Here is a 26,446-nt window from a genome sequence, read left to right on the forward strand (position 1 = left end):
ACGCCGAGACCCTGACCATCACCAGCCCGGTCGCCGGCTACCACTACATCAGCGCCCACGCCGCGACGGCCTTCAGCGGCCTGACCGTCTCCAGCAGGTACTAGTCCCTCCACCCCGGCTCCTCGCCGGGTAAGTCCTCATGGGCCCTTCCCCTACCGGGGAAGGGCCCATGAGCCGTTTCCGGGCAGGGGCCCGTTCCCCCTCCCAGGGGGAGGGCCGGGCGGGTCGGCGGGACTTCACCTGCTCTCCCGGCCGTGGACCGGTGGCGTCGCCGAGCACGACAGCGGAAATCAGGAGGTGCTCCTGGCGGCGGCCGCGGCCTGGTCGGCCGACTACATTCGCCCTCTCTCAGGGGTTCGGGGCAAGCGATCGGCCGGTGAGCACGCCACCGATCTCGCGGGCGACCTCGGGGTGAGTGAGGTACTCCTCCATGTGATGCACCCGCTCGGCGGGATTGGTGACGGAGGTTTCGAGTAGTTCTCCGTGCCAGTCGTCACCGAGCGGGCAGCCGATGGTGACCGGGTCGTTCGGGCACCACGCGTTGAGCCAGTGGGCCACCCGCTCGGGGCATTCGGGCCCGCCGATGAGCAGGCGCTGGTAGACGCTGTCCAGGCCGAGCGGGCTTCCGGCGGTGACGAGCAGTTCGACGTCCATCTTCGGGTCGAGGCGAGTGAGCAGATCCACCGCGACGACCGTGCCCAGGCTGTGGCTGACCAGCACCACCCGGCCGGTACGCGGCATCGTCTGCAGAACGCAGTCCAGGACCGTCTCTCGGACCTGCTGGTCGTCGAGGTAGGCCGCGACGTCTGCGAAGATCGCAGCAATGGCCAGCCGGTCCAGATTGGTAACGGCGGCCAGCCAGCTCAGCCCCTGGTGGACGACGTCGGCCAGCCCTTCCTCGGCGACCGGCCGCGCGGCGGGCATGCCCGCGCGAGTCGCGGCCTCGGTGACTATCCGCTCGTACAGCCGCCGCGTGGTGCCGGAGATCGGAGTGGCCGCCATGGCCGGATCGGCGACGATCGCCTCGGGGGAGTGCGGGACGGCTCTGGACGTTCGCGTGGCTTCGGCGAGTCGGTCTCCGTAGAAGGGGAAGTAGACGTCGCCCGGTTCGATCGTGGGCAGCCCGGCACGCGTGAGCCCGCAGTTCAGCCCCGCGGTCCAGTACCGGCGCAGGTGTTCGGGGTTGTTTCCCTGCTGGCCGCGACCGTGCAGGAAGACCAGGTGCAGAGTGCCGCCGAACGCCGCCGGGCCGGCGGTCAGGCCGGTGCGGGCGGCGGTCGTGTGGGAGGGCCCGGCGCCGGGACGGACCGTGCTCTCGCCGGATGGTCCGTGAACCAGGCGCGTGGCGGCTGGAGCCGTGACCGGCTCCGTAGCGGCCGGCTGCGGACCGGCGCCGTCATGGAGCCCCGACTCCGGGCCCATCTCGGCGAGGAACCCTCTGCGGACGTCATCGAGCGGCAGTGTGGCCAGATGCTTGAGGATGGCGCTGATACGGACGCCCTCATTGGAGATCCAGTCGACGGCGTCGTCACCGTCGCCGGGCTGCCAGATCTGACCGTCCCGCCGCAGGATCTGGCCTTGGTCGTCGGTTCTGGGCACGCCGCCGTGGTGCAGGGCCGTGACCTCCCACTGGTCGTTGTACACGGGGGAACCGGAGTTGCCCGGCTCGGTGTCGGTCTGGTACTGGAGGAAGTTGTCCAGCCGGACCTCCAGCCTGTTCTCGCGGATGGATATCTCCTTCAACCGGCCGCTGGGGTGACCGACGATGTTGACCGGTTCCCCGAGGACCAGCTTGCCGAGCTGGACGCTGAGCCTGTTCCAGCCGAATGTCTCTCCCACCGGCCTGCCGGACGCGTCGGCGTTCACCACGACCAGGGCGAAGTCGAGGTCCTGGTCGGCGACGAAGAAGGTGTCCGGGTCCAGAGTGAACCGCTTGGTCTGCTCGGGCGTGTTGTCGATGGTGGCCTGGGCGTCGAACTCCACGAAGGCCTGCCGTACGGCCCCGATTCGGGGGAACACGTGGTGGTTGGTCAGCAGGAGTCTCGGCGAGACCAGGAAGCCGGTGCCGATCGGTAACTCGCGGCCGTTCTCGCTCACCGAGATCCTGGCGACGGTCCGCGCCGCACGGGCACCGCGCGGAAGGAAGCTCCATGCCTGCAGTTCCTTGGCCACCCCCAGGATGCGTTCGTGCATCGAGGGCCGGTCCAGGGACACGGTTCGGGTGGCCTCCATCACCGCCTCGACCGGCACCCCTTGACGCTGGATGAGGCGGGCGGCGCGGGCCGCGAGCACCTCCGGTGAGTCGGGGAAGGCGTCACCCTGCTTCTGCCTGCGGTGGACCTCGTCGCGTTCGGCAGTGCTCTGGCGGTACCGTTCGGCGGCGGCTTGGACGTGATCTAAGCTCTTTTGGCGGACTTCATCAGATATGTTCACGTCAAATCACGCTCCGATCCCTAACACCGGTAAACAGCCGTCCACCCCGGTCATTTCGCGATCCTGAGCACGCCGTCCGCGCAAGAGAGCACAACGAGTTCGTACGGCGTGCGGCCTCCTTCGGGAAACGAGACACGCACCCGGCCGTCCTCCCGGCGCTGCCAGCGGCCCGTCACCTCCCGTGGGCGGTCAGCCGGACCGGGAAGAAGTTCGACAAACGTTCCATCCGCGCGGAACTCCAGACCTCGCCGCGGTCGCCGGGAGGGACGGAACGGGTAGTGCTGTGGGCGATAAAGCGCCGCGGTCTCGGTGTCCTCCTCGTAGGAATGGAGCCACACACCGACGATGTCCGGCGGCGTCTCGCTCACAGGTGACCTCCCTCGGATCTCTCGCGGTGCCCGTTCACCCGCCCGGATGGGCGCTGACCATGCCGAGCGCGGCGCGAATGTCGTTGAGAACCTCCGAGGTCAGTCGCTCGCTGTCGTGAAGCAGCCGCTCCACCTCACCGTTGGGGCTGGGCTGCACCATTTCGGGTACCGCCGTACTGGTCGGCGCGGCCGCTGTGACGGGCACGCGATCCGTCGGCGCGACGACGAACGATGCCCGCTCGCCCTCAAGGCAGGCGTTCATCCGTGTGGCCTGGCCACGGGTGAATACGAACATGGCCTCGTCGTCGGTGTAATCCATGTAATTCACGAACATGTCCCCGTTTGGCCCGTTATCGCATGTGATACGGGGAAAATTCGGGGTTCCGTGGTTCGCGTCGGCCTGGTTGGGCGTGTCGTCGACCTTGTCGTCGCTGGTGCACGCGCCGTCGTCGTCGCCCCAGATGTGGTAGAGGTTCAGCCAGTGGCCGATCTCGTGGGTCGCGGTACGGCCGCCGTTGAAGGGGGCCGCCGCCGTACCGGTCGTACCGAAGGCGGAGTGGAGGATGACGACGCCATCGGTCTGCGGCGGGCCGCCGGGAAACTGGGCGTAGCCGAGAAGGCCTCCCCGAAGCTGGCAGACCCACAGGTTGAGGTACTGGTCGCTCGGCCACGGGTCCGAACCGCCGGTGGCGCTCGCCTTCACGGCGTCGTCCCAGCTGAAGTCGCCCTCGTCGGTGACCGTCCGGATGATTCCGCTCGTCGGCTTGCCGTTCGGGTCCCGCGTGGCGAGGCGGAACTCGACCTGGGCGTCCGCCACCAGCGGCTTCCACACGTCCGGCACCTTGACCACGTCGGGGTTGGTTGCCCGGAAGTCCTGGTTGAGGACGGTGATCTGGCTGTGAATCTGCTCCTCCCCGATGTTCTGCTCCGGAAGGGTCCGGTTGTGGACCACGTGGACGACGACCGGGATGGTGACCACCTCGGTCCGTCCAGGGGCACGCCGTCCCGTCTCGTACTGCAGCGCCCGGTTCTCGATCACCGCACGCCGGGCACGGTAGGTCATGCTCTCGTTGAGCAGCCTGCGGTGCACGAGCATGGTCCCGCACAGATCGCGGGACGGAGGCCGTGGAAGGCCGAGTTCGGTCATGGCGAGTCCTTCCAGAGTCGGATCAGGCCGGCTCGACCAAGCCGCGCCCGTGGGAGACCCAAGGCGCCTCTGACGCCCCTCCGCCTGTCGTACCATTTATGTATGCCGATATAGGTCTCATATTGTGAAAATCGTTCAAAGAGGAGATTCGCATGATGGGCGTCGCGAGTTGGCGACACTCGCACCCATCTTTATAAGCCCAAAAAGGGATATGATGCCAAACGGTCGCGCCGACACCCCATTGCGTACTCGGACACCAGGCCCGTCCCACAGAAAATCTACGCTCTCACCTCCGGCGGTTCCCTTCGACTATCGCAGGAGAGCGGGTCGCCGTCGAGACCGGGGAGGTCAGAGGTTGTCCGGCGCCGCTCACCGCTGTTGAATTCCACGTGATACTGCCGGGAAAGGTGCTTTTGAAGTTCGAAGTGCCGGAACTGATAAAAAGGCCCCTCGGTTCGTAAAAGGCCCAGGCGGTGCGCGTCATCCAGGAAGCGCATGGCCCGCAGCGGTAGCCGCCCTTTGGTGGCCAGACGGGGAATTGTCAGCTTATAGGCGAGCCACGCGTGGTGACTTCCCAGCATGAGCCCGAACAGAAGTCCCAGCAGAAGGCCGCCCACGAGCGCGGTCAGCGGGCTTATTCCGGCCCGCAGTCCGATGACTCCCCCCATGAGGCCGATCACCAGACCGCTGAGCGCCCGGAGAAGGGTGAGGTTCCTGTCGGCCTGCCAGGTTGAGCGTGGCGATCGTGCCGTGGTCGTATCGGTGGGATACTCCACCCACCGGATCAGGCCGATCGTGAACTCGAACGCGAGCCCGGACAGCAGCCCGACCGTGAGCGCGCCACTGACCTGACCGTGACTCATGAGCCAGCCCACGAGTGCGCCCAAGAGCCCGACGACCAGCCCGTCCCGCAGGGAGCGGACGAGAAACGAGAGCCTTCCGTGAAGCTGGAAATCGGCGTAGCCGGGCAGTTCCGTGAACCATGACCTGCTCATGATCATGACGGCGAGTGCGGCCATGAGGCCGGTCACCACTCCGGCCACGGGCATCGCCGCCAGGAGGCCGATCGTCATCCCCACCACGAGTCCACACGAAAGGCTGACCGCCCAGCGGACCGAACGTGTCGGGGTGTGTCGTGCCAGGCGCCACCAGGCCACATCGTGACTGTCCCTGCCGAGCAGCTGGGACAGGTAGGTCAGCCAGTGACGCACCTGTTCGGGATCCCAGGCGTGGCGGGGCCGGAAAAGCTCGGCCGGGCCGTCGGCGGGGGGCCGTGAGCTGACAAGGGCGGGGATGAGCCGGTCGCACAGGTGATCGTTCAGGGTGGAGGGATCACCCCGCCCGAGGTCCAGCAGCGGACTCGGGTCCTGCCGGGAGGCGATGTAGGCGGCGCGGACCAGCCAGAGCCCGAGGGGCGTCGCCCCGACCTCGGCGAGGGCGGGGGCGGTGCCCTGCCGTAGAGCGTCCAGGACACGAGGCCAGGTGGGGTGAGGCCGGGCGGGAAGGCACGCCTGCAGGTAGTCGGCGGCCGCTCCGGCGGAAAGAGGGTAGGGCTCGATGACCGCCGCCGCGGCGAGAACGTCACCGACCGCTTCGACGGATTCCGCGAACTGGGCCGTACGGCAGGTAAGAATCAGCTGATCGCAGTCGTACATCGATCGGTTCAGCGCCGCGAGAATGCCGGCCCGGGCTTCGCCGGGCAGCTCGTCCAGCCCGTCCAGAATGGGCAGCACCTCACTGCGGGTCGCCAGCGTCCTCGCGGTGTCCGGACCGGATCCCTCGGCGTGCAGCGCGGGATAGTCCATGCCGAGGCATTCCGCCAGCCAGTCATGTAATCGAGGGTGGGTTTCGGCGTTCCAGCGTGCCGCAGACAGCAGCACCGGAACGGGCTCACCGGGAAGTCGCGTTCTCAGAAGTTCCATGAGCAACTGCACGGCCAGGGTCGTCTTTCCCGTTCCCGGCCCGCCGATGATGACCAGACGCCGGGATCGCAGCGCGCGGAAGTCGTTGGCCATGGTGGCGATGTGATCGTTCAGGCTGGGAAAGCTCAGGGCACCCCTGGCGATCAGCCGTGGACGGTCCATCAGTTCTTCGTGTTCGGTCGATCGCCACGGGACCGGGATGGGTTCGGGATGCCCGATCGACCGCAGGACCGTCTCGTTCCTCCACTGCTCGGTCACCAGGCCCGCGAGAACGTCCTTGGCCTTGTCGATGTCGGCGGGGGCGGGAGCGGGCGACGGCCTGCTTGACTTTCGCCACCAGGACGAGAGCTGCACCAGCCCGTTCGCCACTCCTATGACGCCGGTCACCGTCGCCAGGATCTGCGCGATGTTCAGGACCTGGAGCTTGACCCCCCATCTCGGGAGCGGCAGCTCCCTCACCAGCAGAAGGATCAAGATCGCCAAGACCAAGAACAGGATCCCCACCGCCACAGAGGCCTTGGGGTCAGATCTCCGTTGCCGGTGAGTCCTTCCCATAGAACCATCATGCGAGTGCTCGACAGCCGAAAGTAACCAGGAAACCTGAAATGGAGGCTTAATTAAGCGGAAAACCACGCACATTCACTTATGTGCAGGTCAAGCCTCCGGCATTATCAGGCACACCACCATTGGGAGTTACGCGTACGATTCGGCGTGGCCGGCCCGCTGGGGAGGGAGGCGCCCGGGAATCACCCCGAGAAGCCGCGGTCCCCGGCGGCGACCTGTCCGCGGAGGCCGGGCAGGACCAGGTTGCCATCCGTGATCAGCATGAAGCGTTCCAGGCCGGGCACGATGGCGTGTACCGCGATGATCTCCCCTGTGACAGCGGCCACCGTCCGCCAGTAGGGCGTGTAGCCGTGCGCGGCCAGGACGGCGCACAGCTCGCGCAGTTGGCGACGGGGGTGCTCCGGCACCCCGCAGGCCGAGGTGAAGGGGACCGTGAGGGCGCCCCGCAGGTGATCGGTCAGGTCGAAGCGTCCGCACGCGTACAGCTCGGGATAGCAGGCGAGGCCGACCGGCTCACCACGGTGTGAGGCGTCGGACCACGGCAGGGTCTCCCCCAGGGCGCTCTGCAGGAGTTCGGTGAGCGCCCGCCAGGCGGCGTAGACGGGACTGAGCGAGGTGCCCACGCCACGCCGGTGCGGCCGGCGGAGGGCCGGGGCTGCGTAGGCGAGCATGGTGGGCACTCCCACGTCGCTGACGATATCCAGCAGATACACCGGCGAGCCGATGAGCTCCTCGGTCGCCGCGTGTACGCGCTCCAGCCCGGCCGGCAGGGTCGCCGGGTCGATCACGACGGGGCGGAAGTCGGCCGTGCGCAGGAAGGCCCGCACCAGAAGCAGGGACAGCGCGTCGCGTTCGATGGTCTCGTTGAGCGCGTGCAACAGCGCCTCTTCCTCGGTGACGCCGACAGCCGAGCCGCTGTTGCAGCTGTAGCGCATCAGGTGAGCGTAGTCGCAGACGTCTCCCGCCTGCTCACGCAGCGGGCCGGCGTGGGTCTCCACATACCAGGGGGCCGACAGGAACAGCGGCACCGGCGTCCCACGCCCTCCTCCCGGGGGGTGACAGCCCAGGGGGCGATAACGCCAGCACGCCACATGCTCGGCGGGTGTCCCCGCCAGCGGCACCACGCAGGCCTCATGCCGCAGCGGCCCGGCCGTGATCTCGGCCGCCTCCACCAGCTCCACGGCCGCGGGATCGAACAGCGCCGGGCCGGTCAGATAGTGCTCAAGCGCCTCGAACAGCGCTCCCACGCGGGCCTCCTCGCGCAGCCCCTTGCCCATCCCCTCGGCTGCCGGCGGCACGTCCCCGTCGCGTGTGAGCAGGCGGCACGCCCAGGCGGTCGGATCGCGGCCCCGGCCCAGATCCGTCAGTTCCGGCTCCAGGCCCAACTCCCCCAGCGCCGCCGTCACCCGCCTCGCGGCCTCCGGCAGCCGTACCACACGCTCCACCCCCGACGGCGGCCCGCTCATCCGCGCCCTCTCACTCAACCGACCTCCGCGCCGGAGCACTCTTTGCCCGCTCCTCGCCACTGCTTGGATCGGAAGGAGACGGCGGGCATGGATCGACCCCGGCCGTACGCCTTCTTGTCTCCTTCTCAGCCGTCGCCGTCTGGATGTTTGTTCGCGTCCAGGAGCTCCTCCAGCCGCTCACGCTCGGCCTCGGTCAATTCCTGCTCGCCTCTGTCCAGTGACTCGGCTTTTATGTAGTCGACACCGCGCCCCATGAGGATCGCCTCCCTTCGGATGTGATTCTCACGATTCCCGAGAAAATGCCCAATGAAAACAACGAGGAGTGCATCTGCGGCAAAAGCTCAATCCACATTCCGGACCAGACGTCGGCCGGCCGAGCGGCCGGGGAGGGCGTCCGCCCCAAGAGCGGGCCTCGGGCACTCCGGGAATGGGTAAGCGCACGGAGCCCTCACCCTTCCCCGGGTGAAGGGTCAACATGCTTACATTCCCCTCTTGGTAAGAACGGCGACATTCCTTGACGGGCTGTAAGTCTTTGAAAAAGATAATATTTCAGTCGCTTGTCCTGGTATTGTCCGGTTCCGCTCTTGTCTCATGGATGATGAAACGGCGGAGTGAACGGCCGGCACGCGTTCCTGTCGGCCGCATCGGTGGTTCACGCACCGTCCCGCGCACGTGCGAGTTCGCGCCTCTGTTCGCTTCCGGTGTTCCACGCGGCGATCGCCTGATCTCCCCAGGACGGTCGGCCCTACAGCAGAGGGCCGCGTTATCGCCGGTTCCGGTGAACCACGGAAACGGAATCACGGAATCACGGGAGGAGATTTCCGCGTCGCGCCCGAAAGCTCTCACGACCGATGAGGGCGAGCACCGGCAGGAGAGCCACATGTACGAGACCAAGCGGCACGAGCGCCCTGCCGGCGAAGCTCCGCCGGCGCCAGAAGCACCCGCGGCCGAGCAGTACGAGCGCTATGTCGGTGGTACCCCCGAGGTTGAGCGGACGATCTTCGAGAAGCTCGCCCGCGACCTCATGCTGGTCCAGCTGAAGATCAAGGAGCGCAGCGGTGCCGCCGACGTCGAGCGGACCTTCCACGCGAAGGCGAACCTCGGCGCCGAGAACGCCGGACTGAGGTTCCACCCGGGCCTTCCCGAAGACCTGCGGGTCGGCTTCGCCCAGCCCGGCGCCGAATACCCGGTCACCGTCCGGCTGTCCAACGAGAGCGGCGTCCGCCGGCCGGACTTCGCGCCCGATCTGCGAGGTGCGGCACTGCGGATACAGGTAGGGCCCGATCAGGCCCACGACCTTCTCATGGCGAACCATCCGGTCCTCCCCGCGCGGAACGCACGTGAGTTCGTCGCGTTCGCGCGGGCCATGGCGGGCGCGGACTCGCCCCTGCGCAGGGGGATCGCGCTCTTCGCCAAGCTGCCCATGGCGGTGGGCTGGTCCAACGCCGCGCGCATGCGGCGGAACATGACCGCGGGAACCAGGCGCAAGGTGGGCAGCCTCGCGCTTGAGACCTACTGGAGCCGCGGCGCGATCCTGTGGGGGGACGCCGGACCTGTGCGTTACCGGCTCCGTCCCGCCACGGGTGCCCCGGCGGCACCCCCTCCGTCGCGGAGCGATCCCGACTACCTGGGGCATGAGCTCTCCACGCGGCTGGCAAGGTCGGACGTCGTCTTCGAACTGTGCGTGCAGCGCTACGCGGACGCCGGGCGCACGCCCATCGAGAACGGCGCGGCCGACTGGAGGGAGGAGGACGCGCCCGTCATCCCGGTGGGCACGCTGACGATCCCGCGGCAGGACCTTGACACCGCGGACGCCCGCGCCGTCGCGCTCCGGGTCGACCGGCTCGCGTTCGACCCGTGGAACACCACGGACGAGTTCCGGCCCCTCGGCAACCTGAACCGCGCCCGCAAGGCCGCCTACGAGGCCGCCAGTGCCCATCGCCGGGGATATCGGTTCATCACACCGCGGCCGAAGCGCAACGTCGTCATCGGCGGGCTCCTGGAGATCGGATTCCGCGCTCTCAACCGGTTCGTCCCCTGGCACAGGCTGCCGACCCGGCTCGGACTCCTCAATCTCGAAACGTTCCGGCAGGTGCTGCGCGGTCACAACCTCATCGACACCGAGATACACGAGGCCGTGCCGAAGGCCCATCCGGTGCCCCCGCCCATCGACGAGCACCTGCGGGTCAGGCGCAGCTACGACGGCACCTACAACGACCTGTCCGCGCCGATGATGGGGGCCCTCGGCTCGGCCTTCGGCCGCAACCTCCCACCCGTCTATCGGCCCGACCTCTTCGACACGCCCAATCCGGTGACCGTCAGCAGGGAACTGCTCCACCGCGACACCTTCATCCCCGCACGGTCGCTGAACATCATCGCCGCCGCGTGGATCCAGTTCCAGGTGCACGACTGGGTCAACCACAAGCGCTACCCGGCCGGGATGAAGAGCGTCGAGGTGCCGCTGCCGCCCGGCATGACCTGGAGCAACACCCCGGGTGGAGCGCCCGGGAAGGTGATGCGTTTCGCCGAGAACGAGGGCGTGCGCCCGGACGGCGGCGCGGAGCCGCCGATCCTGTTCGCCAACACCGCCTCCCACTGGTGGGACGGCTCGGAGGTCTACGGCGAGGACGAGACCGTCGCGAAGTCCCTGCGCGAGCCGGACGGTGGCGCGGCGCTGCACCTGGAAGGGGGCCACCTGCTGTCCGGTCCGACCGGTGTACCGCTCACCGGTTTCAGGGAGAACTGGTGGCTCGGGCTCAGTGTCATGCACACTCTCTTCGCCCGTGAGCACAACGCCGTGTGCGAGGCCCTGCGGAGTGAGTACCCCCGCATGGACGAGGACAGCGTGTACCACACGGCGAGGCTCGTCGTCTCCGCTCTCATCGCCAAGATCCACACTGTGGAGTGGACCCCCGCGATCCTCGCGACCGAACTGATCGATATCGGGCTGACGTCCAACTGGGAGGGGCCGCCGAGGAACTGGCTGACCCGGCTGGGGGTGTGGCTGGTCGACGCGCAGGCGCTCACCGGTATCCCCAAGACCCTGCCCGACCACCACTCCGCTCCCTACTCGCTCACCGAGGACTTCGTCACCGTCTACCGAATGCACCCGCTGATCCCGGACGACTTCGAGATCGCCGACCACCGGTCCGGCCGGACGCTCGACACCCTGGGGTTCAACGACGTGCAGGGCGCCGCCACGGAGGCCCTCATCCGCAGGGCCGGTCTCACGAACTCGCTCTACTCGCTCGGCATCGCCCACCCGGGTGCGATCACCCTGAACAACTACCCGCGCGCGCTCCAGGCGTTCGAGCGGGACGGAGAGATGATCGACCTGTCCGTGGTCGACATCGTGCGTACCCGCCGCCGGGGCGTTCCGCGCTACAACGACTTCCGCGCCGGTCTCCACAAGCCGCGCATCCGGTGCTTCGAAGACCTCACCTCCAACCCGGAGACGGTGGCACGGCTCAAGGACGTCTACCGTACGGTCGACGACATCGACACGATGGTCGGGCTCTATGCGGAGAATCCCCCCGAGGGCTTCGGCTTCAGCGACACGGCCTTTCGCGTCTTCATCCTCATGGCCAGCCGGCGGTTGCAGAGCGACCGCTTCCTCACGGTCGACTTCAGGCCCGAGATCTACACCCCGCTGGGGCTGGACTGGATCGAGCGCAACGGCATGAAGAGCGTCATCCTGCGGCACTGCCCCGAACTGGCGGCCTTCCTGCCGAGAACGGCCGGCGCGTTCGCGCCGTGGCGCCCGACCACGCCCGACAAGCACGCTCCCGGCACCAGCCGCGACTGAGAGCCGGGCCGACGTATCCGTGAAACCGGAGGTCGGGTGGGAGGGACTGAAAGATCTCCTCTCCCGGCCACTGCCGGAGACCAACTGGAGACAGCCCTCCCCATGAGCTGTGACGTGGCCTCTCACTTAGCGCTCATCATGCGGGAGCCACATTGTCTGAGCGCCTCCGCGGCAGGTGTTCCGCGCCGCGCTCAGGACCCGGCCGTCCATTCCGGGCCTGATCGGGCGGGGTTCACGGACTCCCTCCGTCCAGGGTCATCCACAGCCGTCCGGGTCCGATTTGGGATTGGCATCCGCGTTAGCAGGATCAGCCGATTGGGTGCTCGTGTGGGAGGGGATCACGCGCCTTGTCGATGTGCCGCTTACTGCTCGCACCGAATACGGCGAAGTTGCGCCGCCCTTTGGTGAGACTCAGCTCACGGTTGGGGCCACCACGAACCTCGTCGGCATCATGCTCGTCCTGCCCATCGTCCTCCCATAAGCACGCCGGGCAAATCTCGTGCATGCCCCGCTCCTCAAGGGTGAGGAACCCACAGCATGGACACGGATACGGCTTGTCGCCTTTTGGCCGAAAGATGTTCATGAACACCACCTATCCAAGGTAACGCCCTTGTCGACCGGCCCGAAGCGTCGGTAACTGATCACCTCATTACGAGTCAGCGGCATGTCCCGGGGCGGAGGGCTTCAGCACTCGCGCCCGGACACGAAAAGTCCGCTCCCACTGTCTGGGAAATATGAGTGCGGCGCCCATCCCCAACTTCCCACTTATTGGGACATATGGGATTAAAGACTACACAAGTTGGAGTAGGAGGAATGTGACCCGGTAGTTATGAAAGACGCATAAGCTGTCGCTGTTTTCGGAACGATCCAAGGGACAGGCATGCACGGTCAGCAGTCTCCCGGTTTCCAGCAGCCATACGGGTATGGCCAGGGCGGGTATCCGCATCACGCACCTCCACCGCCCCTTCCGCGCACCAGTGGCTTGGCCGTCGCATCCATGATCCTCGGAATATTCTGGATGTTCGGCCTGGCCAGCCTTCTCGCGATCATTTTCGGACACGTGGCCATCTCCAATATTCGGACAACCCGAGCTAAGGGTAAGGGCATGGCCATAACGGGGGTAACCCTGGGCTATGTGGGCCTGGTCATGATGTTGCTGTTCGTCGCCATTCCTGTTTTCGTCTCCGGCTCGGCCGATAACGACCCGGCGGCGATCGCGACCGAGACCGAGAGCAGCAACAGCAACAGCAACAGCAACAGCAACGAGGATGAGGGCGCGGAGGATGAGACCGCAGCCACTCCCCCTCCCGCCAAAGCGGTCTTCAAAGCGGAGGACTACCGGCAGGTCTCCGCCAGAGGCTTTGCCAAGCTGGCGAAAGACCCCGACGCGTACATCGGGAAACGCTTCATCGTCTACGGCGAGGTGACGCAGTTCGACGCCGCCACGGGCAGTGAGGGATTCCTCGCCGACACCGGCCCGATCAAACAGCAACCGTCGTACGGGTTCGTCAACTTCGGACAGAACGCCGCCTTCGCCGGCTCGAAGTCCCGGCTCTCCGACGTCGTCGAGGACGACCTGTTCCAAGCGTATGTAACGGTGCTGGGCAGCCTCAGCTACGAAACGCAGATCGGCGGCAACACGACTGTTCCGAGTTTCAACGTGGACCGCATCAAGGTCTACGGCAGCACCAAGAACTAGGCCGCCGCGACATCCCCATGGGACGTATCACGTGGCCGTCACCGGCTTCATGGATCCGAGTTCCCGACCTGACCGGTCGACAGGCCTGACCGGGTCATCCGTCTTTCGGGGCGTCATCGGCCTGCCGGCGGCCGGCGTCCGTCGAGGGGGGCCGGTCGGCCCCGGCGTCGTCCCGCGAGACCCCCTGGGCGTGGAGCGTGTGGCGCAACCGGGCGATGTGGGCGCGGGCCCGCTCCTCGGCGAGCTGCGCGTCCCTGGCCGTGATCGCCTCCAGGATGAGGCGGTGGTCCTCGACCGCGAGGCAGGGGCCCGAGGTCACGGTGGTGGTCAGCATCGCGAGCTGCACCTGGCCCTGGATGTCGTCGAGCAGCCGCAGGAGTTCGGGATTGTTCGCCGCGGACCTGTTGAGCTGGTGAAAACGCATGTCCAGCTTCATGTGCCGCGTCGTGTCGCCCGCCGTCACGGCCCGCTCGTGCTCCTGGTGGGTACGGGTCAGTTCGGCGATGAACCTCTCGGACCCGTGCAGCACCGCCAGACGCGCCGCCAGACCTTCGAGAACCTCGCGGACCTCGTACAGCCGCACCAGATCCGGCAGTTCCACCGTGGCGACGACGGCGCCTCGGCGCGGTTCCTCCCGGGCGAACCGTTCCTGCGTCAGCCGGACGACGGCCTCCCGGACAGGGCTGCGGCTGACTCCGAGGCTCTCGGCGAGCGCGGGAATGCTCAGCTTCGAGCCCGGCGGGAGAACCCCCGTGCAGATGGCGTCGCGTAGCCTCTCGTAGACGGCGTCGCCGATCCGGATCCGCTCCGACAGGGAAAGCGGCACCAGGGTCACATCAACCTCCAGACCGTGAGGGCGGCAAGCCGTCGCTCGTCAATCGCCGAGCCTTGACCTTCGCGTGCGCGGGTGCACACGACCGCTCCGAAGCCGGGACGTCGCGCCACATCAGATGCCCCCGCATTCACCGGTCGCCGGTGCGCGCTCCGCACCGCTGACCGTTGCCGCGTAGTGGTTGATCGAGCGAGCCAGGTCGAAACGCGGCCGGATACCGAGTTTAGTGGCAAGGGTGGTGTCGACGAACGGGATCCCCAGCCTGGCCGGCTCGGGCCGGACCTCGATCCTGGCCGTGGGAAAACGTTTCCGCACGGCCTCGGCGACGTCGGCGACGGAGGCCCGGTATCCGGAGACCTGCACGACCGGCGCCGCCGTGTCGAGTTCGACGAGGGTGAGCAGGGCCCCGCTCACATCCCGGATGTAGATCAGATCCCACGCCTCGGCCGGTGCCGCCACCGAGACGGCCTCCCCGCGTACGGCGTGCGGGACGAGGTCGCAGAGTCCGGACTGGATGCCCCGGTACTGAACGCCCGGCCCCCAGACCATGGTCGGCCGCAGGGCGTTGATCTGCATGCCGTACTCGGCGGCGAGAGCCGCCGACAGCTGCTCGCCGAGCACCTTGGTGGCCCCGTAGACGCTGGCGGGTCCGACCAGCGCGGACTCGTCGACCGCCTCGGTCGGGTACATGCCCGCCCGGCCCAGGACGGTTGTCGACGAGGTCCATACGAGCTTACGGATTCGGTGCTGACGGCACAGCTGCATTGTCAGCAGGAGCCCGCCGACGTTCACCCGGACCGCGGCGTCGGGGTCCGCCTGAGCGGAGGTGAGGAGTCCCGCGCCACCCGTGCCGAACGCGGCGAGATAGACGACGGCATCCGGCTCCGTCACGCTGAACACCTCGGCGAGCTCCTCGCGCCGGGTCACATCGGCGACATGGATCTTAAGCTGCTCGGCCGGCCGCCACGCCCGGGGCGGGCGGCGGTCGACGATCGTGACCTCATGGCCGAGCGCGACGGCGTCCTCGGCGAAAGCGCGCCCGAGGAAACCGGTACCTCCGATGACAAGAATGTGCATGTCGCTCCGTTTCCGAATCCCGCTCCATCCCGCTCTCCGTTGTCACTCTCTCCGTCCCCGGGCCGCGCCGCCGGCGGCCTCAGGCGGAGGGGCGCCCTCAGCGGAGGGCGGTGTCGCGGTACCGGGCCGCGGCGGCCGCGACGGCGGGCCAGTCGCGGCGGGCCGCGGCCTCGCCGTCGAACAGGCCGACGCCCACACCGACGGAGACACAGCCCACGTCGAAACACTCCCGCGCCAGCGCCGCCGTCACCCCGCCCGAGGCGAGGAGCGGGATGTCTCCCAGCGGCTCACGGACCTGCCGGATGTAGGAGGAGCCGAGGGTACCGAGCGGGAACACCTTGACCACGTCGGCTCCGGCCCGCCACGCCTGCTCGATCTCCGTGGGGGTCATGGCGCCGGGGACCGAGAGGAGTCCGCGCGCCTTGGTCGCGGCGATCACCTCAGGGTTCGTGTTGGGAGAAATGATCAGCCGCGCCCCGGCGTCGGCGACCTCGTTCACCTGATCGACGGTGCGGACCGTACCGCTGCCGATCAGGGCGTGGGCGCCGAAGTTCTCCGTGAGCCGCCTGACCGCCTCGACCGGGCGCTCGCTGTTCATGGTGACTTCGAAGGCCGTGAGCCCCGCATCCATCAGGTGCTCGGTGGCGGCGCAGACCTCGTCGGGGGTGAACCCCCGGTAGATGACCACGAATTCGGGCACCTTGCCCGCCTCAGCTGCCGCACCCGCCACGTTCTGGTCGGACATCGCGTTCTCCTCTCCTACGGTTCTCCGCCGCCGGCTCCCCCGGCAGGCTCCTGCAGTCTCCGCACAGTCCCCGGGCCGGTTTCCGCGCTCCGTGCGGCCGCCGTACGCGGCCCCTCCCCGCGCCCCTCCGCGCGACCGGTCCCCAATGACCGGTCCGGACGACCGGTTCAGGGGCGGACGGCCGGTACGGATGTCACACCTCCGAGTTCACGGCGACGGTCTGGTAGCAGAGGAACTCCTCAAGCCCGGCGTGGCCGCCCTCACAGCCGACGCCACTGTGCTTGAGCCCGGCGAACGGCACCTGCGGCGTGTTCGGGGTGCCCGTGTTGACACCGACGATGCCCACCTCAAGCCTCTTGGCGAACTCCGTGGCCCGGTGGGTGTCGGGTCCGGAGACGTAACCGGCCAGCCCGTGCTCCAGGCGCCGGGTGGCGCTGAGGACCTCGTCGAGGTCGTCGTAGGCCAGCACCGCCAGGGCGGGGCCGAAGGACTCGCCCTGCACCGCCGGGGAGTCGAAGCCGGGATCGACGACCACCACGGGAGGGGCGAAGAATCCGTACCCGGGAGTCGGGCCGCCGAACCGGTGCACCCGTGCGCCGGACGCCTCGGCGCCCGCCGCCAGCTCGTCGATCCTGGCGGGGTCGCCGGGCAGCGCCAGCGGGCCGAGGGTGGTGGCGGGCTCAAGGGGGTCACCGAGCACGAGTGAGTCCGTCGCGGCGAGGAACGCGTCCAGGTAGTCGTCGAATCGGCGGCGCGGCAGCCAGACGTGGTTGGCCGCTATGCAGGACTGCCCGTTGTTTCGGTACTTCGCCACCATGAGCTGCTCGGTCGCCGACACGGGGTCGGTGCCCGGCAGGACGACGAAGGGGGCGTTGCCCCCCAGTTCGAGCACGGTCCGCTTCATTCCGGCGGCGGCCTGACCGGCGATCTTCATACCGACCGCCGTCGAACCGGTGAACGTGACCCCGCGGACCCGCCGATCGCGCATCCACGCCTCGTCCAGGACTCCGGCGGGCACCACGACGGTGTTCAGCACCCCGGCCGGAACGTGCCGATCGACGATCTCGGCCAGGGTGAGACCGGACAGGGGGGCGACCTGGGACGGTTTGAAGACGGCCGTGCACCCGGCGGCGAGCGCGGCGGCGATCTTACGGGCCGGGATGGAGAGGGGGAAGTTCCACGGGGTGACGACGGCGACGACACCGAGGGGACGCTGCCTGACGTGATGGGTGATGCCGGGGACCGTGCTCCAGGTGCGGCCGTGCCGGGCCGCCGCGGCGTCGGCGAACCAGCGGAGGAACCCGGCCGACATCCGGACCTCGGCCTCCGCCTCCGCCAGGCGCTTGCCGGTCTCGCGGCTGATCACGATGGCGAGGTCCCTGGCCGTGTCCCGCCGGACGAGATCGTCGGCGATCCGCCGCAGTGAGGCGGCGCGGGCGTCGTCCGCCAGGTCCTGCCACCCGGTCAGGGCCGCGTCCGCGGCGTCCACGGCCCGGCGGGCCTCGGTGAGCCCGCCGCCGACCACGCGGGCGAACTCGGTACCGGTCGCCGGCTCGTGGACCACGACCGGCCACGGCTCTTCGGGGTCGGCTACGCGCCCCGCGATCCGCAGTGCGCTCTGGGCTTGCATGGAAACGGTCACGGCTGCTCCTCGCAGATGTCCAGGGCCTCGGGGACGAGCTCGGCACCGAGCCCCGGGCCGTCGGGAATGACGATCCGTCCCGCCACCGGGACGGGGGGGTTGACGATCAGCGGATCGCGGAGCGGGTTCTCACGGACGTCGTACTCGACCGTGGTGACCGCCGGTGACCACGCGGCCAGCTGGAGCGTGGCGAGGAGTCCCACCGCGCCGCCGTACAGGTGCGGGGCCACCGCCGTGCCGTACGCCTCCGCGATCCGGCACACGGCGAGGGCCTCCGACAGTCCGCCCATCTTCGTGATGTCCGGCTGGATCATCGCGATCGCCGGCGAGGCGGCGAAGCGGGCGAACTCCCGCCGTCCGTAGATGTTCTCGCCGGTCGCGATCCGCCACCCGGTGCGCCGGTGCAGGGCTTCGAGGTCGTCGAGGTCGTTGCCTCGCAGGGGCTCCTCGACCCATTCCACCCCGAACTCGTCGAGGATCGGCGCCATCGCCACCGCCTCATCGAGTGTCCACGCCTGGTTGGCGTCGACGGATATCTCGGCTTCCGGCCCCACCTCGGTCCTGATCTCGGCCAGGTTGGCGGCGTCGCGGTCCCGGCCGAAGCCGACCTTCACCTTCATCGCCCCAAATCCGGCCTTGCCCACGCCCCGGGCCTGTTCTCCCACGTCCTCGGGGCCCAGGCTGCTGGCGTACACCGGGATCTCGTCCCGGATCCGGCCGCCGCCGCAGGAGGCGATGGAGACGCCGGCCTCCTGGGCGTGAAGGTCCCACAGCGCCACGTCCACGGCGCTGATGGCCTGCCATATCGGACCCGGCGCGCCCCACTGGCGCGCCAGTGGCTCCAGTCGCCTCACCAGCAGCTCGCCGATCCTGCCGATCTCGCGCGCGTCCGCCCCGACGACCAGCGGCAGCACACCGTGCCGAAGGGTGGCCAGCCGTTCCGCAGGGGCCCAGGACGGGAAGTTGGCCCAGCTCTCGCCGCGTCCCGTCCGGCCGTCCGCGGTGCGCAGTTCGAGCAGGATCGTGGTCCGGCAGGCCAGCGGCGCGAACGACATGGCGATCCCGTCCGTGACCTGCCCGCGCAGAACGCGGACCCGCGCATCGACAACATGTGCTCCCGTTCGGCGGGAACCGTCGAGGAGGTTCATGGCACGTGATGCTCCTTCGTCTGTCGGGCGTTCGCGGCGGGGATCACCGGCGACGGTGAGCGGCCGGGATCACCGGCGGTGGCAAAGTGGTCATTGACAGCTCTTGGCTCAGAAATGCATTCTACATGTAACATGGAGCATGCAATGTGGTCGAGGGGTTCCGATTCAGCGGATGCTGGAGGGGGGCCCAGACGGGCGCCACCACCCCACGACGGGGCATGCTCCCCCTGCGGACCTGGGAAGGTAATGGTGTCCGGTGACTCATCCGGTGACTCATAAGTCGTCCATCAGGACAGTCGTAACCGCATGCATGGCCGGCAGTGCGGTGGAGTGGTACGACTTCTTCCTCTACGGCATCGCCTCGGCCACGGTGCTCAACAAGCTCTTCTTCCCCAACTTCGACGCCGGCGTTGGAACGATCTTGTCGTTCTCCACGTTCTTCGTCGGGTTCATCGCCCGCCCCCTGGGCGGTTTGATCTCCGGCCACTTCGGCGACAAGATGGGGCGCAAGTCGATCCTGGTGATCACCATGGTCGCGATGGGCGCGGGCACCTTCCTGATGGGGTGTCTCCCCACCTACTCCTCCATCGGGATCCTCGCCCCGATCATGCTGGTCTTCCTCCGCTTCGTGCAGGGACTCGCCGTCGGCGGTGAGTGGGGCGGCGCCTCGGTGATGACCATCGAGCACGCCCCGCCGGACAAGCGCGGCCTCTACGGAGGTCTGCTGGCCGCCGGCTCGTCGATCGGCCTGCTGCTGGCCAACGCCATCTTCCTGCTCAGCTCCAAGCTCACCCAGGACGACTTCCTCGTCTGGGGCTGGCGCATCCCCTTCCTGGTGAGCATCGTCCTCGTCGGCATCGGCTACTACATCCGCCGCCGCCTGGACGAGACCCCGGCGTTCACCTCCGCCGAGAGCCGGCAGGCGACCTCGCGGATGCCCTTCGTCACGCTGCTGCGCACCAACCCCAAGGTGATGCTCCAGGCCATGGGCGCCAAGGTCGGCGAGGCGGCCCAGTTCAACATCTTCGTCGTCTTCGGCCTCAGCGCGATCGCGATCTACCAGGTCGAGCGGGACACCTACCTGGTCGGCACGATGATCGCGGCGGCGATCTCACTGGCCACCGTGCCGTTCGCCGGGGCCCTGTCGGACCGGTACGGCCGCAAGAAGATCTACTGCATCGGACTCATCGCGCTGATCGGCCTGGCCTTCGGGTTCTTCCCGCTCGTCTCGGTGGGCGCGGACTGGGCGGTGTACCTCGCGATCACCCTGAGCTTCGCGGGAGTGGGAGCCGCCACGGCGGGTATTCAACCGACCCTGTTCTCCGAGATGTTCAGCACCGACGTCCGCTACACGGGCGCGTCCGTCGGATACCAGTGGGGCGGGACGATCGGCGGCGGAACCGCGCCCCTGGTCGCCACCGCGCTGATGCAGGCGACCGGCTCGGCGATCTGGATCGCGGTGTACGCGGCCGGACTCGCGATCATCAGCCTCATCTCGGTGGCCACCACCCAGGAGACGTTCCGGAAGGACCTGAACGCCGCCGACGCCAGAACGCCGAGGCCCTCCGCCACCCTTGACACCTCGAAGGGAACACGGTGACCCCTGATCGCGAAGCGACCCTCGGCGCCGGAACCAAGCCGGGCGCCCTGAGCCCCGACGAACTGTCGGAGTTCCTCGCCCGCCCGCTCATCGCCAGGGTCGCCTCCGTCCGAGCGGACCAGTTTCCCCACATAACCCCAATGTGGTTTGAGTGGGACGCCGGGCGCGTCTGGGTCATCAGCCGCTCGCGCTCGGCGATCGCCGAGCATGTCCGGGAGAACCCCCGGGTATGCGTCTCGATCGCCAGCGACGAGCTGCCCTACACCCGTGTGACGATCCGCGGCCATGCCGAGATCATGAACCCGGACGGGGCGGACGACGAGTGGGTCGCCCGGCTGCACACGATGACCGGCCGTTATGTCGGCACGGTGGACAGCGGCTACGCCGACCGCACCGAGCGGTTCCCGCGCTGGCTCATCGCCGTCACACCGCTGAACCTCACGTCCTGGCGCGGCGGCGGCTGGGCCAAGAGATACCTCAAGGACACGAAGGACGGTGAAGTCGGCGATGCGTGAGCAGGCCGGGCTGCTCGACCTGCTCACCGACCTGGTCGCGGCGCGCAGCGTCAACCCCCCGGGCGACGAACTCCAGGCCGCCCGCGTCCTTGAGGCGCACCTTCGGGCGGGCGGCCTGGAGGCGGACGTCCAGGAGTTCGGTCCCGGCCGGGCGAACCTGATCGCCCGGACGGGCGACCCCGGCGCGGGCCGCCGGCTCGTACTCTGCTCGCACCTCGACGTCGTGCCCGCGGGGGACGGCTGGAGCGGCGACCCCTTCCGGCTGACCCGCTCCGGCGACCGGCTGGAAGGGCGCGGGGTCTGCGACGCCAAGGGGCAGGTCGCGGCCATGACGCGGGCGTTCATGCGGCTGGCCGCCCGGCCCCGGCTCGGCGGCGAGGTCGTTCTCGCCGCGGTCGGCGGTGAGGAGGCCGGAGCCACCGGGGCCAAGGCGCTGGTGGAGAGCGGGTTCACCGGCGACGCCGTTGTCATCGGCGAGCCGACCGACATGCGGGTGTGCACGGCCCACAAGGGGCGGGCCGAGATCACGGTGCGCGTCACCGGCACCGGAGGGCACGCCGCCGCCGTACGCGAGCTCACCCCGCCGACCGCGCACCTGCCGGAGGTCCTCCTGCGGCTGGAGCGGCTCGCCGACGAACTGGCCACCAGACCCCATCCGCTGCTCGGCCCGCCGACCCTGGCGGTCACCCGCGTGACCGCGCACGGGGCGAACACGGCCACCGTCCCGGAGGAGGCCACGCTGGTCCTGGACCGGCGGCTCGTGCCCGGAGAGTCCCACGACCAGGCGCACGAGCAGGTACGGCGGGCGCTGGACGGCCTGGCGGGCGTCGTGGTGCGGACCCGGCCGGGCGCGTCCCCCGCCGAGCAGGACGCCGGCCACCCCCTGGTGGCCGCCGCCCGTTCGGCCACCGGCTCGGACGTCACCGGCGGGATCGGGTTCCCGGCCACCTGCGACCAGTATGTCTTCGCCAGGACGGGCGCCGCCTGCGTGGTGCTCGGCCCGGGAGACCTCCGGAGGAACCGGGCCCACGCCGCCGGGGAGCACATCACGCTGGGATCGCTGATGAGGGCGTCGGCGGTCTACGAACACCTGGCCCTGACCTATCTGAACGGCGCCGTTCCCGGCGAGACCGTCCCCGGAGATCCGGGCGAGACCGCCTCCGGGAGTCCGGGCGGCACCGGGCCGGAGACCCCGGGCGAGACCACGCCCGAGACGGCATAGGAGATCTGGAGATTCTGGAGATGACGGCAATGAACCCCGAGGAGCCACTGCTCATGGTGCCCGGCCCGGTTCCGGTGGCCGCCGAGGTTCTCGCCGCGGCGGCGCTGCCTCCGGTGTTCCACCACGCCCCCGGCTACTACCGGCTGTTCGACGAGACCCGGGCGATGCTGGCCGAGATCCTGGGCTGCGCGGGTTCCGTGGAGATCCTGCCCGGTGGTGGCCGCCTTGGGCTGGAGGCGGCGATCCGGACCAGCGTGGGCCCCGGCGACCGGGTACTCCTCTGTTCCAACGGCTTCTTCGCCGGCTGGCTGGAGCAGATCGCCCGCCGTACCGGCGCGGCCGTCGACGTGGTGTCGGAGCCGCCCGGATCACCCGCCGACGCGGCGGCCGTACGGGCCGCCCTGGACGAGGCGCACCGGGAAGGGCGCCCGTACCGGCTGGTCCTCGTCGTCCACTGCGAGACCGCCACCGGCACGGTGACGCCGCTGCGCCCGCTCGGGGAGGCCTGCCGCGAGTACGGTGCCCTCCTGCTGGCGGACGCCGTCTCCTCGGCCGGTGTCATCCCCCTCGACATGGAGTCCGACCTCGTCGACCTGTGCGGAACGGCCTCCCAGAAGGGGCTCGGCTCCCTGATGGGGCTGTCGATCGTCGGGATCGGGGCGCGGGCCCGCGCCGCGTGGGCCGAGGAGTCCCGGGCGACGTGTGACAGCTTCGCCCTCGACCTCACCCGGTGGCGGGCGCGGCCCGACGCCCCGACCGCCGGATATCCCGTGGTTCCGGCCCCCTCGCTCGTCCGGGCGCTGCACCGCGCCGTCCGCCTGCTGCTCGACGAGAAGCCGGAGGCCCGCTTCGCGCGGCACGACGCCGCCGCGGCGGCCGTCCGCGACGTGCTGCGGGGCGCGGGCCTGAAGCTGTTCGGCGACTCGCCGACGTCCGGGCTGACCACGATCGAGATGCCCGCGGGGCTGTCGGCGATCCGGCTCCAGCGGCGGATCCGCGACGAGCACGGGGTGCTCGTCGCCACCGGGATGGGCGCCGACGCCGACCGGCTCCTGCGGATCTCGCACATGGGCCTGCAGGCCCGCAGGCAGCCTCTGGAGCGGACGCTGCGAGCGGTGTTCGACGCCCTGGCCGACGAGGGGGCGTCCGCGGTGAGCGGCGCTCCGGTGAACACGGCTCAGGTGAACACGGTCGTCGACCTGCCGGACCTCGACATCGCCGGGACGGGCGCGTGATCGACGGCCACACCCACGCGATCTCCGCCGCCCGCCGGGCGGCCGGCCCCATCCCCGGCGGCATCGAGATCCCGCCCCGGTGCACCGCGGAGGACCTGCTCGGCACGCTCGACGCGCACGCCGTCGACCGGGCGGTCGTCGTCGGCGTCGTCGAGGACGAGCCCTACCTCGCCCGGTCCCTGCGGCGCCACCACGACCGGCTGTTCGGTGTCGGCCTGCTGCGCCCGGAGTCCACGGCGGACCCGGTGGACGAGCTGCGACGCCAAATCGACGAGGTCGGCGTGCGCGGGATCCGGCTGCGCGGTCTGGGCCCGGCCGGAGCATCCGACGCCGAGGCGCTGCCGCTGTTCCCGCTGCTGCTCCGGCTGGAGGAGCAGCGCCTGCCGCTGTGGCTGCTCGCCGGGGACGACCAGCGGTCACTGCTCGCCCGGGTCCTGGATCTCGTTCCCGGGCTGACCGTGGTGCTGAACCACTTCGGAGCGGCCCCCGCCCGGCACCGCACCGGTGAGACCGGCCCGCCGCGCCTGGCACCCGTCGACGACGAGCGGATCGCCCAGGTGTGCGCGCTGGCCCGGCACCCCAACGTCCACGTCCTGCTCTCCGGGCAGTACGCCCTGAGCGCCGGCGGGCCTCCCCACGACGACCTCGTCACGGCCGCACGGTCACTCCACGGGGCGTACGGGGCCCGGCGACTGATCTGGGGGTCGGACTTCCCCTTCGTCGCGGGGGCGGACTACGCGGCCCAGCGCGACTGGGTGGACCTGGCGCTGCCGTACCTGCCGGACGTGGACCGCGAGTCCGTGCTGGGCGGCAACGTCGCCCGGCTGTTCCCCGGCTGACCGCCGGGCACCGTCCGCGCTGACGGACCGGTCTACACCCTTGTGTGCACGGCGGACCTCCCCACCGGAGGAATCGTCCGTTCCAAGATGATGAGATGGAGGGCATGAGACGGGACGACGCGCTGTGGGCCGCGCTGTGCTTCGCCGGCGGTCTTGTCCTGCTCGCCGCGGGTGCCCACCTCACCCGCCCGACCCCCGCCTATCTTCTCGTCGGACCGCTGCTGATCGGCTGTCTCGGCGTCGCGGTACGGCGGAGCTCACCGGTGGCCGCCCTCGGGCTGGGCCTCGTCGCCATCGTGACGGACTTACTGGCGGGGCCGTCCATGGCCACGATTCTGGTCTTCACCGACAACCTCTACGCGCCCACCAGGTACGGCCCGGCCAGGCTGGGCAGGTGGCTGCTCGGCTGCACCACGGCCTTCGCCGTCATCGGCGGGACCGTGGCCGGGTTCATCCGCCAGGACCTGGGCCTGCTCGCGGTAACCGTCGTCCAGCTCGGCCTGATCGGAACCACCCCCGTCCTGACCGGGATGTTCATGAAGCAGCTCCAGGACCAGGCCGAGTCCGAGCGGGCCAGGGCCGAGCAGGTGGCGCGACTGGCGGAGCTGGACCGGCGGGCGGCGGTGAACGCCGAGCGGACCCGGATGGCCCGGGAACTGCACGACATGATCGCCAACCACTTCAGCGCGATCGCCATCCAGTCCACGGCCGTGCTCTCCCGGGACGACCTCGACGCGCGGACCGTACACGGCGTCCTGACGTCGATCCGCGAGAACAGTCTCCAGGGCATGACCGAGATGCGGGCCATGATCGGGCTGCTCCGGCAGGACGGTGAGGAGGCCGAGGCGACGCGGCTGCGGCTGACCGAGGCGGACGACCTGGCGGCGCGGGCGCGGGAGGCCGGACTGGAGGTACGGCTGCGCGTGAACGGCGAGGCCCGGGAGTTGCCCGCCTCGGTGGACCTCGCCGGATACCGGATCGTCCAGGAGTCGCTGACCAACGCGCTCAAGCACGGCGACGGGATCGCCGACGTGGTGATCGGTTACCGGCCGGCCCTGGTCACGCTGACCGTGGACACCCCGGCCGACGACGCGGGGCGAGAGCCCTCGGCCGTGCGTGGGACGGTCTCCGGCGTCGAGCGGGGGCTCCCCGGCACCCGGGAGGCGATCCCCGGCGCGGACCGGGCACGTTCCGGCACCCGGGGGACACTCACCGGCGCGGAACCGGCGATTCCCGGCGCGGGAGCCGGGATCATCGGCATGCGGGAACGGGCCGCGCTGGTCGGCGGCGTCTGCGAGGCCGGGCCGTACGGCGACGGCTGGCGTGTCCACGCCGAACTACCCACCGGGGAGATCTCATGACCGTCCGAGTCCTCGTCGCGGACGACCACGCGGCGGTCCGTGCCGGAATCGTCCTCATCCTCGACGGCCACGAGGACATCGAGGTCGTCGGGGAGGCCGCGGACGGTGAGCAGGCCGTGACCATGGCTCTCGAACTACGGCCCGACGTGGTGTTGATGGACATCCGGATGCCGAAGCTGGACGGGATCTCCGCGACCCGCCGGCTCAGCGGGGTGTCCGACGTGCTGATCCTGACCACCTTCGACCTCGACGAATACGTCTTCGGCGCGTTGCGGGCCGGGGCCGCCGGATTCCTGCTCAAGAACACCGACGCCGCCGCGCTGGTGGAGGCGGTGCGGGTGGTGGCCCGGGGGGACGGGTTGATCGCACCCTCGGTCACCAGGCGGCTGATCTCGGCCTTCGGCGCGGCGGTTCCGGAGCGCAGGCCGTATGAGATCGGCGGTCTGACCCCGCGCGAGCGCGAGGTGCTGGCGTGCGTCGGGCGGGGCCTGTCGAACGCGGAGATCTCCGCCGAGCTGGACATGGCGGAGGCGACCACGAAGACCCACGTCAGCAGGTTGCTGAACAAGCTGGGCCTCCGCAGCCGGGTCCAGGCCGCGATCCTGGCCCAGGACCTCCCGCCGAGCGGTGGAACCCGGAAACGGGGTCCCGGCAGCAATGGGGCGGAACCCAGCGGGGCTTGACCGGTGGGGGTGACGGCCGTGGCCGAGACCGCCAGGCGTCCTCCAACCTCAAACAACCCCAGGTCATGGGTGGGTTCGTTGGATTCCGCTCCATTGCTGTCGAGACCCCGGGACAGCCCGAGGGCCCTTCCCTGGAAAGGGGA

21 protein-coding genes are annotated in these 26,446 nt (G+C 69.4%); 9 read left to right on the plus strand and 12 right to left on the minus strand.

Going from position 1 to position 26,446, the window contains the following annotated elements; translation table 11 throughout:
- Positions 1-348: 348 nt before the first annotated feature.
- From ACWEF2_RS24665 to ACWEF2_RS24690, 6 genes are all read right to left on the minus strand, one after another.
- Positions 349-2,433 (minus strand): trypsin-like serine peptidase, encoded by a 2,085-nt coding sequence (locus tag ACWEF2_RS24665; protein WP_453818723.1) that lies wholly within the window; start codon positions 2,431-2,433, stop codon positions 349-351.
- 50 nt (positions 2,434-2,483) lie between these two features.
- Positions 2,484-2,801 (minus strand): hypothetical protein, encoded by a 318-nt coding sequence (locus ACWEF2_RS24670; RefSeq protein ID WP_453818724.1) that lies wholly within the window; start codon positions 2,799-2,801, stop codon positions 2,484-2,486.
- Positions 2,802-2,835: 34 nt separating this feature from the next.
- Entirely contained in the window at positions 2,836-3,948 is a 1,113-nt protein-coding gene (locus ACWEF2_RS24675; protein WP_453818725.1) for a zinc metalloprotease, read from the minus strand.
- A 278-nt stretch (positions 3,949-4,226) separates the two neighbouring features.
- On the minus strand, positions 4,227-6,353 hold the full coding sequence (locus tag ACWEF2_RS24680; protein WP_453818726.1) for an NACHT domain-containing protein: 2,127 nt from the start codon (positions 6,351-6,353) through the stop codon (positions 4,227-4,229).
- A gap of 263 nt (positions 6,354-6,616) precedes the next feature.
- Positions 6,617-7,918, minus strand: coding sequence for a YcaO-like family protein (locus tag ACWEF2_RS24685; protein WP_453818727.1), 1,302 nt, complete (start codon positions 7,916-7,918; stop codon positions 6,617-6,619).
- Positions 7,919-8,025: 107 nt separating this feature from the next.
- Positions 8,026-8,154, minus strand: coding sequence for a hypothetical protein (locus tag ACWEF2_RS24690; protein ID WP_453818728.1), 129 nt, complete (start codon positions 8,152-8,154; stop codon positions 8,026-8,028).
- A 626-nt stretch (positions 8,155-8,780) separates the two neighbouring features.
- Here ACWEF2_RS24690 and ACWEF2_RS24695 point away from each other — a divergent pair.
- The gene (locus ACWEF2_RS24695) at positions 8,781-11,705 is read left to right on the plus strand and encodes a peroxidase family protein (RefSeq protein ID WP_453818729.1); all 2,925 of its coding nucleotides are present in this window, start codon (positions 8,781-8,783) and stop codon (positions 11,703-11,705) included.
- A 307-nt stretch (positions 11,706-12,012) separates the two neighbouring features.
- On the opposite strand, the gene ACWEF2_RS24700 is transcribed toward ACWEF2_RS24695, so the two are convergent.
- Positions 12,013-12,288, minus strand: coding sequence for a CPCC family cysteine-rich protein (locus tag ACWEF2_RS24700; protein ID WP_453818730.1), 276 nt, complete (start codon positions 12,286-12,288; stop codon positions 12,013-12,015).
- Between the two features lie 297 nt (positions 12,289-12,585).
- On the opposite strand from ACWEF2_RS24700, the gene ACWEF2_RS24705 reads away from it, so the two are divergent.
- Complete coding sequence (locus ACWEF2_RS24705; RefSeq protein WP_453818731.1) at positions 12,586-13,404, plus strand: DUF4190 domain-containing protein; 819 nt, start codon at positions 12,586-12,588, stop codon at positions 13,402-13,404.
- A 94-nt stretch (positions 13,405-13,498) separates the two neighbouring features.
- Here ACWEF2_RS24705 and ACWEF2_RS24710 read toward each other — a convergent pair whose 3' ends face one another.
- The 5 genes from ACWEF2_RS24710 to ACWEF2_RS24730 form a co-directional block, all read right to left on the minus strand.
- Positions 13,499-14,239, minus strand: coding sequence for a GntR family transcriptional regulator (locus tag ACWEF2_RS24710; RefSeq protein WP_453818732.1), 741 nt, complete (start codon positions 14,237-14,239; stop codon positions 13,499-13,501).
- A 111-nt stretch (positions 14,240-14,350) separates the two neighbouring features.
- Positions 14,351-15,313, minus strand: a complete 963-nt coding sequence (locus ACWEF2_RS24715) for an NAD-dependent epimerase/dehydratase family protein (RefSeq protein WP_453818733.1) — start codon at positions 15,311-15,313, stop codon at positions 14,351-14,353.
- A gap of 97 nt (positions 15,314-15,410) precedes the next feature.
- Complete coding sequence (locus ACWEF2_RS24720; protein WP_453818734.1) at positions 15,411-16,058, minus strand: bifunctional 4-hydroxy-2-oxoglutarate aldolase/2-dehydro-3-deoxy-phosphogluconate aldolase; 648 nt, start codon at positions 16,056-16,058, stop codon at positions 15,411-15,413.
- Between the two features lie 193 nt (positions 16,059-16,251).
- Positions 16,252-17,700, minus strand: coding sequence for an aldehyde dehydrogenase family protein (locus tag ACWEF2_RS24725; RefSeq protein ID WP_453818735.1), 1,449 nt, complete (start codon positions 17,698-17,700; stop codon positions 16,252-16,254).
- Positions 17,697-18,848 (minus strand): mandelate racemase/muconate lactonizing enzyme family protein, encoded by a 1,152-nt coding sequence (locus ACWEF2_RS24730; protein WP_453818736.1) that lies wholly within the window; start codon positions 18,846-18,848, stop codon positions 17,697-17,699. The genes ACWEF2_RS24725 and ACWEF2_RS24730 overlap by 4 nt, the downstream gene beginning before the upstream one ends.
- Positions 18,849-19,116: 268 nt before the next feature.
- Between ACWEF2_RS24730 and ACWEF2_RS24735 the strand changes: the two genes are divergently transcribed.
- The 7 genes from ACWEF2_RS24735 (at position 19,117) to ACWEF2_RS24765 (ending at position 26,303) form a co-directional block, all read left to right on the plus strand.
- Entirely contained in the window at positions 19,117-20,448 is a 1,332-nt protein-coding gene (locus ACWEF2_RS24735; RefSeq protein ID WP_453818737.1) for an MFS transporter, read from the plus strand.
- Positions 20,445-20,963, plus strand: a complete 519-nt coding sequence (locus ACWEF2_RS24740; protein WP_453818738.1) for a pyridoxamine 5'-phosphate oxidase family protein — start codon at positions 20,445-20,447, stop codon at positions 20,961-20,963. Before ACWEF2_RS24735 ends, ACWEF2_RS24740 begins: the two co-directional genes overlap by 4 nt.
- Positions 20,944-22,185: a M20 family metallopeptidase gene (locus ACWEF2_RS24745; RefSeq protein WP_453818739.1), complete on the plus strand. Its 1,242-nt coding sequence runs from the start codon at positions 20,944-20,946 to the stop codon at positions 22,183-22,185. Before ACWEF2_RS24740 ends, ACWEF2_RS24745 begins: the two co-directional genes overlap by 20 nt.
- 20 nt (positions 22,186-22,205) lie before the next feature.
- The gene (locus ACWEF2_RS24750) at positions 22,206-23,420 is read left to right on the plus strand and encodes a pyridoxal-phosphate-dependent aminotransferase family protein (protein WP_453818740.1); all 1,215 of its coding nucleotides are present in this window, start codon (positions 22,206-22,208) and stop codon (positions 23,418-23,420) included.
- Complete coding sequence (locus ACWEF2_RS24755) at positions 23,417-24,259, plus strand: amidohydrolase family protein (RefSeq protein ID WP_453818741.1); 843 nt, start codon at positions 23,417-23,419, stop codon at positions 24,257-24,259. The genes ACWEF2_RS24750 and ACWEF2_RS24755 overlap by 4 nt, the downstream gene beginning before the upstream one ends.
- Before the next feature lie 104 nt (positions 24,260-24,363).
- On the plus strand, positions 24,364-25,620 hold the full coding sequence (locus tag ACWEF2_RS24760; protein WP_453818742.1) for a sensor histidine kinase: 1,257 nt from the start codon (positions 24,364-24,366) through the stop codon (positions 25,618-25,620).
- Positions 25,617-26,303 (plus strand): response regulator, encoded by a 687-nt coding sequence (locus ACWEF2_RS24765; RefSeq protein ID WP_453818743.1) that lies wholly within the window; start codon positions 25,617-25,619, stop codon positions 26,301-26,303. Before ACWEF2_RS24760 ends, ACWEF2_RS24765 begins: the two co-directional genes overlap by 4 nt.
- The last annotated feature ends 143 nt before the right edge of the window (positions 26,304-26,446 follow it).

Source organism: Streptosporangium sp. NPDC004631 (assembly GCF_053601935.1).

Coding starts and splice junctions, on each gene's coding strand:
- ACWEF2_RS24675 (WP_453818725.1), bottom strand. CDS start 3,948: ATGACCGAACTCGGCCTTCCACGGCCTCCGTCCCGCGATCTGTGCGGG.
- ACWEF2_RS24760 (WP_453818742.1), top strand. CDS start 24,364: ATGAGACGGGACGACGCGCTGTGGGCCGCGCTGTGCTTCGCCGGCGGT.
- ACWEF2_RS24690 (WP_453818728.1), bottom strand. CDS start 8,154: ATGGGGCGCGGTGTCGACTACATAAAAGCCGAGTCACTGGACAGAGGC.
- ACWEF2_RS24715 (WP_453818733.1), bottom strand. CDS start 15,313: ATGCACATTCTTGTCATCGGAGGTACCGGTTTCCTCGGGCGCGCTTTC.
- ACWEF2_RS24705 (WP_453818731.1), top strand. CDS start 12,586: ATGCACGGTCAGCAGTCTCCCGGTTTCCAGCAGCCATACGGGTATGGC.
- ACWEF2_RS24700 (WP_453818730.1), bottom strand. CDS start 12,288: ATGAACATCTTTCGGCCAAAAGGCGACAAGCCGTATCCGTGTCCATGC.
- ACWEF2_RS24730 (WP_453818736.1), bottom strand. CDS start 18,848: ATGAACCTCCTCGACGGTTCCCGCCGAACGGGAGCACATGTTGTCGAT.
- ACWEF2_RS24750 (WP_453818740.1), top strand. CDS start 22,206: ATGACGGCAATGAACCCCGAGGAGCCACTGCTCATGGTGCCCGGCCCG.
- ACWEF2_RS24765 (WP_453818743.1), top strand. CDS start 25,617: ATGACCGTCCGAGTCCTCGTCGCGGACGACCACGCGGCGGTCCGTGCC.
- ACWEF2_RS24695 (WP_453818729.1), top strand. CDS start 8,781: ATGTACGAGACCAAGCGGCACGAGCGCCCTGCCGGCGAAGCTCCGCCG.
- ACWEF2_RS24720 (WP_453818734.1), bottom strand. CDS start 16,058: ATGTCCGACCAGAACGTGGCGGGTGCGGCAGCTGAGGCGGGCAAGGTG.